Source organism: Aeromonas sp. s2, from assembly GCF_040907935.1.
GTDB classification, from domain to species: domain Bacteria; phylum Pseudomonadota; class Gammaproteobacteria; order Enterobacterales; family Aeromonadaceae; genus Aeromonas; species Aeromonas dhakensis.
This window is the reverse complement of sequence record NZ_JBFOCR010000005.1, coordinates 180,777-193,636: the sequence shown is the minus strand read 5'-3', so window position 1 is coordinate 193,636 and position 12,860 is coordinate 180,777. Positions and strand designations below refer to the sequence as shown.

The 12,860-nt window shown below is 62.5% G+C and carries 8 protein-coding genes; 5 read left to right on the top strand and 3 right to left on the bottom strand.

Features of this window, described 5'->3' with window-relative positions:
* Positions 1–175 precede the first annotated feature (175 nt).
* From hrpA to AB5Y81_RS02345, 5 genes are all read left to right on the top strand, one after another.
* Positions 176–4,090: an ATP-dependent RNA helicase HrpA gene (hrpA, locus tag AB5Y81_RS02365; protein WP_258117934.1), complete on the top strand. Its 3,915-nt coding sequence runs from the start codon at positions 176–178 to the stop codon at positions 4,088–4,090.
* Positions 4,091–4,153: 63 nt separating this feature from the next.
* Positions 4,154–5,005 carry a hypothetical protein gene (locus AB5Y81_RS02360; protein ID WP_279484341.1) on the top strand — a complete coding sequence of 284 codons (852 nt, stop codon included), beginning with the start codon at positions 4,154–4,156 and terminating at the stop codon, positions 5,003–5,005.
* Between the two features lie 106 nt (positions 5,006–5,111).
* Positions 5,112–5,399, top strand: a complete 288-nt coding sequence (gene rplY, locus AB5Y81_RS02355; protein WP_005301003.1) for a 50S ribosomal protein L25 — start codon at positions 5,112–5,114, stop codon at positions 5,397–5,399.
* 205 nt (positions 5,400–5,604) lie between these two features.
* Positions 5,605–8,775: a response regulator gene (locus tag AB5Y81_RS02350; RefSeq protein ID WP_279484342.1), complete on the top strand. Its 3,171-nt coding sequence runs from the start codon at positions 5,605–5,607 to the stop codon at positions 8,773–8,775.
* Positions 8,772–9,773 (top strand): HD domain-containing phosphohydrolase, encoded by a 1,002-nt coding sequence (locus tag AB5Y81_RS02345; RefSeq protein ID WP_017779003.1) that lies wholly within the window; start codon positions 8,772–8,774, stop codon positions 9,771–9,773. The genes AB5Y81_RS02350 and AB5Y81_RS02345 overlap by 4 nt, the downstream gene beginning before the upstream one ends.
* Here AB5Y81_RS02345 and AB5Y81_RS02340 read toward each other — a convergent pair.
* The 3 genes from AB5Y81_RS02340 to selD are packed head-to-tail and all read right to left on the bottom strand — an operon-like array spanning position 9,763 to position 12,567.
* Positions 9,763–10,407 carry an MBL fold metallo-hydrolase gene (locus tag AB5Y81_RS02340; protein WP_005300995.1) on the bottom strand — a complete coding sequence of 215 codons (645 nt, stop codon included), beginning with the start codon at positions 10,405–10,407 and terminating at the stop codon, positions 9,763–9,765. The genes AB5Y81_RS02345 and AB5Y81_RS02340 overlap by 11 nt on opposite strands.
* A gap of 25 nt (positions 10,408–10,432) precedes the next feature.
* The gene (mnmH, locus tag AB5Y81_RS02335) at positions 10,433–11,533 is read right to left on the bottom strand and encodes a tRNA 2-selenouridine(34) synthase MnmH (protein WP_017779004.1); all 1,101 of its coding nucleotides are present in this window, start codon (positions 11,531–11,533) and stop codon (positions 10,433–10,435) included.
* On the bottom strand, positions 11,530–12,567 hold the full coding sequence (gene selD / locus AB5Y81_RS02330) for a selenide, water dikinase SelD (protein ID WP_010633959.1): 1,038 nt from the start codon (positions 12,565–12,567) through the stop codon (positions 11,530–11,532). Before selD ends, mnmH begins: the two co-directional genes overlap by 4 nt.
* Positions 12,568–12,860 lie beyond the last annotated feature (293 nt).

The following is a 12,860-nucleotide window of genomic DNA, read 5'->3' as shown; positions in this document are numbered from 1 at the left end:
AGGCACCATGCCTGCTCTATTTATTGCCGCATGGGGAATGCCGATGCCCGCTGTGATACAGGCCTCATCCCCCTCGGCGCCGCTTTAAGGCTTGCACCGTCCAGCCTCGCTCTTTAGGATCTCCCCCAGCTATCGATATGGCCCTTGATGGGCACTCTTTTAAGGAATTCGTACCTTGTCTCTCTCTATCGAGGCGCTGCGCCGCCGTCTATCTGCCTGCATGAACCTCGACGCCCGCCGTCTCTCCAGCCGTCTGCACGGGGCCAAGAAGCTGCCGGAAGCCAAGCAGGCCGCCGTACTCGAGACCATTGCCGCCGATCTGGATGTGGCCGAGGCGCGCTATCAATCCCGTCTGGCCGGGGTGCCCAGGGTCACCTATCCGGACAATCTGCCGGTCAGCCAGAAGCAGGCGGAGATCGCCAAGGCGATCAACGAACATCAGGTGGTGATCATCGCCGGGGAAACCGGCTCGGGCAAAACCACCCAGATCCCCAAGATCTGCCTGGCGCTGGGGCGCGGGGTGAAAGGCTTTATAGGCCACACCCAGCCGCGCCGTCTGGCGGCCCGTACCGTGGCGGCCCGTATTGCCGAGGAGATGGAGTCCGAGCTCGGTCACTACGTGGGCTACAAGGTGCGTTTTACCGATCAGGTGAGCGAGCAGACCCACATCAAGCTGATGACCGACGGTATCCTGCTGGCGGAGATCCAGAACGACCGGATGCTCACCCAGTACGACACCATCATCATCGATGAGGCCCACGAGCGCAGCCTCAACATCGACTTCATCCTGGGTTACTTGAAGCAGCTGCTGCCGAGGCGCCCCGACCTCAAGGTGATCATCACCTCGGCCACCATAGACCCGCAACGTTTCTCACGCCATTTCAACAAGGCGCCGGTGATCGAGGTCTCCGGCCGCACCTACCCGGTGGAGGTGCGCTACCGCCCACTGTTTGTTGATAAAAAAAGCAGTGACAAGGGCGAGGGGCTGGAGGAGCGCGACGAGCTGCAGGGGATCTTCGATGCAGTCGAAGAGCTGGCCCGCGAAGGGTTGGGAGATATCCTCATCTTCATGAACGGCGAGCGGGAGATCCGCGATACCGCCGATGCCCTGCGCAAGCTCAACCTGCGCGACACCGAGGTACTGCCGCTCTACGCCCGCCTCTCCAATGCCGAGCAGAACAAGGTGTTCCAGCCCCACGCCGGGCGGCGCATCGTGCTGGCCACCAACGTGGCGGAGACCTCGCTGACGGTGCCGGGCATTCGTTACGTCATCGATCCGGGCACGGCCCGTATCAGCCGCTATTCCTGGCGTACCAAGGTGCAGCGCCTGCCCATCGAGCCAGTCTCCCAGGCCAGCGCCAACCAGCGTAAAGGGCGCTGCGGCCGGGTGGCGGACGGTATCTGTATCCGCCTCTACTCCGAGGAGGATTTCAACGGCCGTCCGGCCTTTACCGACCCCGAGATCCTGCGCACCAACCTGGCTTCCGTCATCCTGCAGATGCTGGCGCTCGGCCTTGGCAACATGGAGGCGTTCCCCTTCGTCGAGCCGCCCGAGTCACGCCATATCAAGGACGGTCTGACCCTCTTGAAAGAGCTGGAGGCGGTGCGCGAGCTGCCTGCCACGGGCGATCGCGAAGCCAAGCTTCAGCTGACCGAGACCGGTCGCCAGCTTTCGCGTATCCCCCTTGATCCACGCCTGGCTAAGATGGTGATCAGCGCAGCGCAAACCGGCTGTCTGAGCGAGGTGATGGTGATCACCGCGGCCCTCAGCATTCAGGATCCCCGCGAGCGGCCCATGGAGAAGAAGCAGGCCGCCGACGAGCAGCACAGACGCTTTGAAGACAAGGAGTCCGACTTCCTCGCCTTTGTGAACCTGTGGAACTACCTGAAAGAGCAACAAGACCTGCTTGGCAGCAACCCGTTCCGACGCATGTGCCAGAAGGAGTTTCTCTCCTACCTGCGGGTGCGCGAGTGGCAGGACATTCACTTCCAGCTGCGCCAGACGGTGAAAGAGCTGGGCTTCAAGGCCAATGCAGAGCCGGCGGATTTCAAGACGGTGCACTGCGCCCTGCTCACGGGGCTGCTCAGCCATATCGGCAACAAGGATCTGGAGAAGCCGGAGTTTCTCGGCGCCCGCAACGGCCGTTTCCATCTGTTCCCGGCCTCGGGCCTGTTCAAGAAGCCGCCCAAGTGGGTGATGGCCGCAGAGTTGGTTGAGACCTCGCGTCTCTACGCTCGCATCAACGCCAAGATTGAACCCGAGTGGGTGGAGCCGCTGGCGGGCCACCTCATCAAGCTGCACCACAGCGACCCCCACTGGTCGAAGAAAAATGGCGCCGTCATGGCCAAGGAGAAGGTGACCCTCTATGGCCTGACTTTGGTCAACGAGCGCACCATCAACTTCAGCCGCATCGATCCGGCCCTGTGCCGCGAGCTGTTTATCCGCCGCGCCCTGGTGGAGGGGGATTTCGAGACCCGCCACCGCTTCTTCAGTGACAACCGCAAGCTGTTGGCCGAGGTGGAAGCGCTGGAGCACAAATCCCGTCGGCGCGACATCCTGGTGGATGATGAGGACTTGTTCCGCTTCTACGATGCCCGCCTGCCGGAAGAAATTATCTCTGCCCGTCACTTTGACAAGTGGTGGAAGGAGGCGCAGAAGCAGGATCCCGAGCTGCTCAACTTCGAAAAAGAGATGCTGATGAAGGGGGATGCGGCCCACATCAGCGATCTCGACTATCCCAACTTCTGGCAGCAGGGGCGCCTCAAGCTCAAACTGACCTATCAGTTTGAGCCGGGGGAGGCCGCCGATGGCGTGACCCTGCATATTCCGCTGCCACTCTTGAACCAGGTGGAGGTGAAGGGGTTCGAGTGGCTGATCCCGGGGCTGCGTCACGAGCTCTTGGTGGCCCTCATCAAGTCGATGCCAAAGCCGATGCGCAAGAACTTCGTACCAGCCCCCAACTATGCAGATGCCCTGCTCGCCAGCATCAACCCCGAGCAGGGGCCACTGCTGGATGAGATGGAGCGCCAGCTGCGGCGCATGACCGGTGTGGCCGTGCCCCGCGAATCCTGGGACTGGGCTGCGGTGCCCGATCACCTGAAACTCACCTTCCGGGTAGTGGACGACAAGCACAAGAAGGTGGCGGAAGGCAAAGACCTGGAGGCATTGAAAGAGTCCCTGCGCGGCAAGGTGCAGGAGACGTTGTCACAAGTGGCGGACGACGACATCGAGCAGTCCGGCCTCACCCTCTGGAGCTTTGGCGAGCTGCCGAAGGAGTACAGCCAGAAGCGCAGCGGTTTCGAGGTGAAGGCCTATCCGGCGTTAGTGGATCAGAAGGATTCGGTCGCCATTCAGCTGGTGGAGAGCCCGGTGGTGCAACAGCAGCTGATGTGGGCCGGTCAGCGCCGGCTGGTGCTGCTCAATGTGCCATCTCCCATCAAGTACCTGCAGGAGAAGCTGCCCAACAAGGCCAAGCTGGGGCTCTACTTCAATCCGTTTGGCAAGGTGGCGGAGCTGATTGACGACTGCATCGCCTGTGGCTGCGACAAGCTCATCGAGCAGCACGGCGGTATGGCCTGGGACGAGGCCGGTTTCGAGGCGCTCAAGGAGTATGTCCGTGCCGAGCTCAACGACGCCGTGGTGGAAGTGGCCAAGCAGGTGGAAGCCGTGCTGACCCTCTCCCATGAGATCAAGAAGCGACTCAAGGGCAAGATGCAGCTCGACACCGCCTTTGCCATGTCCGACATCCAGCAGCAGCTCGGCAACCTCATTCACAAGGGGTTCGTGACCGAGACCGGCTGGCAGCGGCTGCCGGATCTCTTGCGCTATCTACGCGCCATCGAGCGGCGCCTAGAGAAGCTGGCCATCGACCCGAACCGGGATCGGGTCTACATGCTCAAGGTGCACAGCGTGGAGTCGGAATACAAGGCGCTGCTGGCCAAGATCCCCAAATCCCAGCTGGTGCCCACCGAGGTGGCCAACATCCGCTGGATGATCGAGGAGCTGCGGGTGTCGTTCTTTGCCCAGAATCTGGGGACCCCCTATCCGGTCTCCGATAAACGGGTGCTAAACGCCATCGCCCAGTGCTAATCTGCTGAGGAGAAAGGCCGCGGGTGCGCTACCGGCTGCCTGGACGCTAACGGAGGAGCAAGGATGCTTGGATTCTGGTTAGGGATGGCGATGGTCAACATCAGTGGCTATCAACCCATTGCCGAGCAAACCTGGGTACAGTTGAACCCGGAGTACTACCCGCTGCATCGCACCCCGCCCGCCATGTTTGTGGCCTGGCGGGGTAATCAATTTCCCACCCTCGAGCTCAAGAAGAAGAAGGGACGCTGGCAGGTGTTGTTTCCGGCCCGGCTGGTGCCTCCCTTCGATCTGTTCGAGGGGGAGGCCGAGCTTTCCAAAGCTTATCTGGCAAGATTGCGGCGCATCGACGAAGCGGCCTACGGGCTGGCACCCATTACCCCGGCGGCCTATCAACCTCATCCGACACAAGAGGTGGCGACCCTGGCCGTGCCCTTCATGGCGGAGTTTGCCGTGCCCCCATCACCGGGCCAACCCAAGGCAAATGAGCAAGGGGAACCCCTGCTGGCTGCCTTGTCACAGCAGGCCAGCTGGCAGACGCCAGCTACCCGGTTGGCGCAATTTGAGTCATCGCAGGGGGATGGGCAGGGGATGATGGTGCCTGTCAGCAGCACGCTGACGCTGGCAGCGCCGGCGGCTGGCGGCAAGCGGGTCTGTCATCAGGTCGCCGCAGGAGAGACCCTCTGGCGCATCGCTGCCATGCTGGCCCAGAACGGGACCGTGACCGGGGTAGCGGGGGATACCTACAGCTATTTGCTGGCCATCGTCGATGACAACCAGGCGCTGATGGGTCAGGGCATCAAGGTGAAGGCGGGAGATACCCTCTACTGCCCGGCGCCGCAGACGCTGGCCCGTTTCGATGCCCTGAGTCTGGCCCAGCGATTGCAGCGTTTTGCCAGATTGGAACAGGGACGCTGAGGTCTCTTGTCACTGCTCGGGGCCCGTGATAGTATTCGCGCTCGTTTTGCGAGGTGCCGACCGGTCGCAGTCTGCACCATAAATTCATCTAAAAGAGATACATACTATGTCTTTCGTATTCCAAGCTGAAGTCCGTTCTGACCTGGGGAAAGGTGCGAGCCGCCGCCTGCGTCACGCTGACCAAGTTCCTGCCATCGTTTACGGTGCAGGCAAAGAAGCCGTGTCCATCACCGTTGACCACAAGAAATTCATCCTGGCCCAAGAAAAGCCGGAATTCTATGAGTCCGTACTGACTCTGGTTATCAACGGTGAAGAAGTTAACGTAAAAGTGAAAGCTATCCAGCGTCACCCGGTACGTTACAAGCTGCTGCACCTGGACTTCGTTCGCGTCTAATCGACCACGAACGTTCCTGTGAAGAGGCCACCCAATCGGGTGGCCTCTTTGTTTTTACGGCATTTTTTTCCGATAAAAATAAAATACTCAACTAGTGCTGTTAGTCTTTACTTGTAGGCATGATTGACAGCAGGACACCAATTGTGGTGCTCTGACACATATAAAGTATTCGAACAAGTCCAATCACGGGGTGGTGTTGACCGTCATGAAGGGAATCATACGGGGATATTTCCTGCTGTTCTCACCCATTCTGGTGCTGGTCCTGGTGGGGGGATACCTGCTGGGGGACGCACTGGTCGAGCGCGAGCTCTATCGTGTTCGCAGTGATGAGAGCACCTTCCTGGCGCTCGCCAGCAGTCGTCTCGATGACGAACTGGCGGTGCCGTTGCGCCATGTGCGCAGCATGTCTGAAGAGCCCATTCTGCTCGAGGCGGCGGGCCGCGGCGAGCGTGACACCATGGCTGCCCAGTTTACCATTCTGATGAACCGCAATCCCGACTATGCCCAGGTGCGCTGGTTGGCGCCGGACGGCATGGAGCGGGTGCGTATCGATCGTCAGGGTCAGCATCTGCAGCGTGTGGCCGACGACCAGCTGCAAAACAAAGGGGAGCGTTACTACTTTCGCGATGCCATGGCGCTGCCCTGGGAGCGGGTTTACGTTTCGCCGCTCGATCTCAACGTCGAACACGGGGTGATCGATCGCCCCTTCAATCCCATGATCCGCATCGCCAAGCGCATGCGTCTGGGGGGCCGCGATCTGGGCTTGCTGCTTATCAACGTGCAGGGCGCTCGCATGCTCAAGGAGTTCACCAACAGCAGTGGCAAGGCCGCCGATCACACCATGCTGCTCAACCAGGACGGTTATTGGCTGCGCAGCCCGGATCCGGCACAAGAGTGGGGGTTCATGCTCGAGCACCCTGACCTCACCTTGAAGCAATCTTCTCCCCGGGCCTGGCAGGCATTCTGGGGCGCCTCGAGCGGCCAGGTTGAACTGGCAGACGGGCTGTGGAGCTGGACCACCCTGTACCCGGCACTCAATCACGATCAGCTGATCTGGAAAGCCGCCTCCATGGTGCCACGCAGCGAGCTGCTGGCCATCCGCACTCACATCTGGGGGCTCATCTCGGCCAGTTGCGCCACCTTGCTGTTGCTGTTCGGTGCCGGGGTGGCCTCGCTGGTGCACAGTCGGCATCGGGAGCAGTTGGCACAGCAGGAGGCAGCCAGGCTCGCGCGGGTCAAAGGGGATTTCATTGCCAACATGAGCCACGAGATCCGTACCCCCATGAACGCCATCATGGGGCTGACCTACCTGCTCGAACAGGGAGGGCTTGACGATGGCCAGCGGGCCCTGGTGCGCAAGATCCACCAGGCCGGGCAGGCACTGCTCGGGATCATCAACGACATCCTCGATTTCTCCAAGATTGAGTCGGGCCGGCTCGAGCTCGAGCAGGTGCCATTCAGTCTGGAAGAGGTACTCGATCACGTGGCGGCCATCATGTCCACCTGCGTGGGCGAAAAACACCTCGAGCTGGTGGTGAGCAGTGCCCCCGAGCGGGCCACGCACCTGATAGGGGATGCCTTGCGCCTCGAACAGGTGTTGCTCAACCTGACCGGCAACGCCATCAAGTTCACCGAGCGCGGGGAGGTGGAGGTCAAGGTCGAGCTGGAGGCCGAGCAAGATGGCACGGCCACCTTGTTGTTTCGGGTGCGCGACACTGGGATCGGCATTCCTCCCGAGCAGCAGGCCAACATCTTCAATGCCTTCTCCCAGGCCGACTCATCCACCAGCCGCCGGTTTGGCGGAACCGGGCTTGGCCTGACCATCAGCCGCCGTCTGGTGAGCCTGATGGGGGGCGACATCGGTGTCACCAGCGAACTGGGCAAGGGGAGCGAATTCTGGTTCCGTGTCCGGCTGGCTCAGGTAGAGCAACCCGAAGTGTTCCACGAACGGCTACAGCACGTCTCGCTGCTTATCGCCGACGACAACCAGGTGACCCGCGATACCCTGTCGATGACGGTTGGCTCCCTCGGCTGGCAGTCACGGGTGGTGGAGTCGGGCGAGCAGGCCTTGCACCATCTGCTGCGCCAGGGGGAGCGTTTCGACGTGATCCTGCTCGACTGGATGATGCCGGGCATGGACGGGCTCGAGACCTGCGTGGCCATTCGCCGTGCCTTCGAACAGCAGGATCGCTCGCCGATCATCATCATGGCGACCGCCTATTCCCAGGAAGAGTTGATGCGCCGCCCCGGTTCGGAGCAGGTGGATCTGGTGCTGCACAAACCGGTCACCGGCTCCAGTCTCTACAACGCGGTGGCGCGCCTCATTCACGAGAAGCGCGAACATGTGGAGCCGCTGGAAAGCGGTCAGCGCCATCAGCGTCTGCCGGACGTGCACATACTGCTGGTCGATGACAGCGACATCAACCTGGAGGTGGCAACCCGCTTGCTGCAGCGGGAGGGGGCCGTGGTGATCACCGCCGTCGACGGGGAGCTGGCTCTGGCCTGCCTTGCCGACTCGGCGCAGCGCATCGATCTGGTGCTCATGGACGTGCAGATGCCGGTGATGGATGGCTACGAGGCGACCCGTCGTCTGCGCCAGCTGCCGGGACGGGAGGATATCCCCGTGCTGGCACTCACCGCCGGGGTGTTCAAGGATCAGCGCGAGGCAGCGCTGGCCTCTGGCATGAACGACTTTATCGCCAAGCCGCTCGACGTGGAGCAGCTCATCGCCACCCTGCTGCGCTACCTGCCCGACAGTGTGGCGCCGCTTACGGTCAGCGACGCGCCGCCAGCCCAGGAGCCGGTGGCCGGCATCGACATCGATACCGGCCTGCGCAACTGGGGCGAGGCGTCGGTTTATCTCAAATACCTGCGGCGTTTTCGCGATGACTACATGACGGTCGGTACCGTGCTGCCGGGTTACATCGCCCAGCACGAGACGGACGCGGCCGCGAGCCTGACCCACAAGCTCAAGGGGGTGGCGGGCAGCCTGTCGCTCACCGATGTGGCGCGCATCAGTGCGGAATTGAACGAGGCCATCGAACAGGGGGGAGACATCAGTCAGCTCATCGCCCCCTTGCTCGAGGCGCTGGAGCGAGCGCAGCAGGCCATCGACATCTATGCCGGGCGCGAGCCAGGTGCCGTCAGCTCCCCGCTGGCGCAGGGGGAGGCGCAGGAGGTGTGCCTGCACGCCCTGCGTCAGGCCCTCATGAGCGAGGATCTGGAGCTGATCGAGCCTGCACTGGGCCAGGCCAAGAGCTACTTGCCCGCTGAGCTGGTGAGCGAGATCAGTGCGGCCCTGGAGCTGTTCGACATCCAGCTTGCCACCTGCAAGCTGGAGGATTATCTGGAGAATCGGGAGGCACCTGGATCATGAACCGACCGCGTGTGCTGATCATCGACGACGAGCCGAGCAACCTCGGGCTGCTGCGACAAATCCTCAAGGAGGAGTACAGCCTCTTCTTCGCCAAGGGAGGCGAGGAGGGGCTGGCCGCCGTGGCGCGCCACGAGCCCGCCCTGATCCTGCTTGACGTGCGCATGCCTGACATGGATGGCTACGAGGTGTGCCGCCGGCTCAAGGCCGATCCGGCCCACGCCGGGATCCCGGTGCTGTTTATCACGGCGAGCGACAACGCAGACAGCGAGAGCCAGGGGTTCGAGGCGGGCGGAGTGGATTATATCTACAAGCCGGTCTGCCCGAGTACGGTGCGCGCCCGGGTGCGCAACCACCTCTCTCTGGTGCGCCTCGATCAGCTCGAGCACAGCTACCGCACCGCCATCGTGATGCTGAGCGAGGCGGGTCACTACAACGACACCGACACCGGGGTACATATCTGGCGCATGGCCGCCTACGCCCGCGCGCTGGCCAGTGCGGCGGGCTGGAGTCCGGAGCAGTCGGAGCTGCTGGAGCTGGCGGCCCCCATGCACGACATGGGCAAGATTGGGATCCCCGATCACATCCTCAAGAAGCCCGGTCCTCTCACCGAAGAGGAGTGGGTCATCATGCGCACCCACCCGCGCATCGGCTACGAGATCTTGAGCCGCTCAGACGCCCCCATCTTTCGGATGGCGGCGGAGATAGCCCTGCATCACCACGAGAAGTGGGATGGTTCGGGTTACCCCGCAGGGGAGACCGGCGAAGAGATCCCCGAGGCGTCGCGGATCGTGGCCATCGCCGATGTGTTTGATGCCCTGAGCGTACGCCGCCCTTACAAGGAGCCCTGGCCGCTGGAGCAGGTGCTGGCCACGCTGCGTGACGGTGCCGGCCAGCACTTTGATCCCCGGCTGCTCGCCCGTTTTCTCGAGATCATGCCGGAGATCTTGCGCCTCAAGAGCCAATGGGACACCCGCGAGGAGCGGGAGATCACCAGATAGGTTGCGTCAGGTAGGGATTGCTTGCCTTCTCGCGGCCGAACGTCGAGCTGGGGCCGTGCCCCGGAATGAAGACGATGTCGTCCCCCAGCGGCAACAGGGTCTCGGTGATCGACTTGATCAGCGTCCCGTGATCCCCGCGCGGGAAGTCGGTCCGACCTATGCTGCCGGCAAACAGCACATCGCCCACCCAGGCAAGTTGCTCGGCCTGGCTGAGCAGCACCACATGGCCCGGGGTGTGACCCGGGCAGAAGTAGACCTCCAGCTCGCACTTGCCAACCTGCACCTTGTCACCCTGTTCGAGCCAGCTATCCGGTGTAAAGGCCGGAGTATGGGCAAAGCCAAACATCTGGCTCTGCTGGGGCAGCATGTCGAGCCAGAAGGCATCTTCCCTGTGGGGGCCTGTGATGGTGACGCCGGTTCTGTCGCGCAGCTCGGCGGCGGCGCCCACGTGATCCAGATGACCGTGGGTCAGCAGGATGTGAGTGAGGGTCAGCCCCCGTTTGGCGATGGCGGCCAGCAGCTTGTCCGCCTCTCCGCCCGGATCGATGAGGGCGGCCTGATGGGTCTCGTCGCACCAGATGAGGGAGCAGTTCTGGGCAAACTGGGTGACCGGGATCACCTCGAATTTCAACATATGGGGTCCTCTTGTACGGTGAAGATCAGGCACGCTGCTGGGCAAAGAAGTCGAGGCAGGCCTGCTTGTCACCCTGGAAGATGACGCGCTCGCGCTTGTTGCCAAGCTGGTAGAGATACATGGGGTCGTAGTAGCGGGTCAACAGCAGGGTAATCCAGGACAGGTGCAGCTCGGTGTGGCCACTGCGGCCTTGCTCTTCGAGGGCCACTTGCATCAACTGATCCAGCTCGCGATGGGCCTGATCGCCGAGCCGGCGCTTGAGTCTGGCCAGGGCATCGGTGAGGTAGGCGGCAAACAGCGGCCAGCCCTCTTCGGCGCCAAAACGCTCCTCATAACGCAGCCAGAGATCGTGTACATAGTCCTGGCGGATCTGCTCGGCGCGCTCCTCTTGCGGCACCTCGACCACTACCAGCGGGGCCTGGCTCATGGTGTCAAACAGCGAATTGGGCAGGCAGCAGCGGCCGATGAGGCGGCTTTCGTCTTCCACCACGAAACGCTGCTCCCCCTGCTGGCGGCGCTTGAGCAGCTCGATGGCCATGTTGTTTTCAAAGTTGATGTTGCTGGGCTGGCCGCCGGGCAGCTGGCCAAACGACGACCCCCTGTGGTGGGCGTGCCCCTCCAGATCCAGCGCCTGGGCCACCTTGGCCAGCATGTGGGTCTTGCCGGAGCCGGTCATGCCCGTCAGCACGCTCCAGTGGCACTCGGCTGCCGCCCCGTCGAGCGTGTCGATGAGGAAGCGACGCAGATCCTTGTAGCCACCGGCCACCCGCGGGCGGGTGACTCCCGCCTCATGCAGCCACTGCTGCACCGTTTGCGAGCGCAGACCGCCACGAAAGCAGTAGAGCACGGCATCCGGCTGCCGGCGCAGCTGGGCCAGCCAGCCTTCGAGGCGTTCGGCCCGCACCGCGCCACCGACCAGTTGATGACCCAGCGCGATGGCGGCCGCCTGACCCTGCTGCTTGAAGCAGGTACCGACCTGGGCCCGCTCATCATCTGTCATCAACGGCAGATTGGTCGAGCAGGGGAAGGCCCCCTCCTTGAACTCGATGGGGGCGCGCAGGTCGATGAGCGGAACGTCATCCAGAAAAATCCGGGCGTAATCCGTGGCCAGTGGCAGAGCACTCATTGGACAACCTCGATGAACTGGTTGCCGGTTTGGGCCTGCAGCTGGCCGATGGGGGAGAGGGTCAGCCCTGCCTGTGCGGCAATGGCGAGGAGCTCGGCTTCACTTTCTTTACCGACGGCTACCAGCAGGCCGCCGCTGGTCTGCGGGTCGCACAGGATGTTGCGGGTGCGATCGTCCATGGCGTCCAGCTTGGCGCCATAGGAGTCGAAGTTGCGCAGGGTACCGCCCGGTACGCAGCCCTCGCTCAGGTAGTAATCCACCTCGTCCAGCAGCGGCAGCGCCTTGAAGTCCAGGCGGGCACTGACGCCAGAGCCTTCGCACATCTCCAACAGATGGCCGGCCAGACCAAAGCCGGTCACGTCGGTCATGGCGTGCACGCCGGGCAGTTCGGCAAAGCGCTGGCCGATCTTGTTGAGGGTGCACATGGCGTTGGGGGCCAGCTGCTCGTGCTCGGGCTTGAGTTTGCCCTTCTTCTGGGCGGTGGTGAGGATGCCGATGCCAAGCGGCTTGGTCAGATAGAGGGTGTCACCCACCTTGGCGGTGTCGTTCTGCTTGATGGCGTTGAGCGGTACGATACCGGTCACCGCCAGGCCGAAGATGGGCTCGGGGGCATCGATGCTGTGGCCGCCGGCCAGAGAAATACCCGCTTCGTGACACACCTGACGGCCGCCGTCGATCACCTGCTGGGCCACTTCGGCCGGCAGGGTGTTGATGGGCCAGCCGAGGATGGCGATGGCGACGATGGGTTTGCCGCCCATGGCGTAGATATCGCTGATGGCGTTGGTGGCGGCGATGCGGCCGAAGGTGAAGGGATCATCGACGATGGGCATGAAGAAGTCGGTGGTGGAGACGATACCCTGACCGTTGCCGATATCGACTACGGCCGCGTCATCCTTGCTGCTGTTGCCGACCACCAGGGTCGGGTCGTCAAAGCCCGGGATCTGGCTCTTGAGAATGGTGTCGAGCACCTTGGGAGAGATTTTGCAGCCGCAGCCAGCGCCGTGGCTGTATTGGGTCAGACGAATGGAAGACATACTTTCCCCTTGTGTGTGCAAACGTGCGTGTACAAACAAAATAAGTGCAGCGGCTCTGCGGAGCCGTCAAATGGGTGCGCATGCGCGCGAAACTTGGGTGGCCAAGGCTGGCTGTGTACGCAGCGATGCAAGGCTTGCCGTGCAAGACAGCTTGGCAGGACGGGGGAGGAGGGGCGACATCGCGCCGGCGCTGCCCCGCCAAGGGCCACAGGACGGGCCATTATGCCACAAATGGCCGCTCTGGTTCGAACTGGAATTCACACAAAGCACAGGGAATTGGCGGGTTCAAAGGG

What these genes read in the sequence shown, in the direction of transcription:
- AB5Y81_RS02360 (WP_279484341.1), top strand. Translation starts at nt 4,154, where the DNA reads ATGCTTGGATTCTGGTTAGGGATGGCGATGGTCAACATCAGTGGCTAT.
- rplY (WP_005301003.1), top strand. Translation starts at nt 5,112, where the DNA reads ATGTCTTTCGTATTCCAAGCTGAAGTCCGTTCTGACCTGGGGAAAGGT.
- AB5Y81_RS02350 (WP_279484342.1), top strand. Translation starts at nt 5,605, where the DNA reads ATGAAGGGAATCATACGGGGATATTTCCTGCTGTTCTCACCCATTCTG.
- AB5Y81_RS02345 (WP_017779003.1), top strand. Translation starts at nt 8,772, where the DNA reads ATGAACCGACCGCGTGTGCTGATCATCGACGACGAGCCGAGCAACCTC.
- AB5Y81_RS02340 (WP_005300995.1), bottom strand. Translation starts at nt 10,407, where the DNA reads ATGTTGAAATTCGAGGTGATCCCGGTCACCCAGTTTGCCCAGAACTGC.
- mnmH (WP_017779004.1), bottom strand. Translation starts at nt 11,533, where the DNA reads ATGAGTGCTCTGCCACTGGCCACGGATTACGCCCGGATTTTTCTGGAT.
- selD (WP_010633959.1), bottom strand. Translation starts at nt 12,567, where the DNA reads ATGTCTTCCATTCGTCTGACCCAATACAGCCACGGCGCTGGCTGCGGC.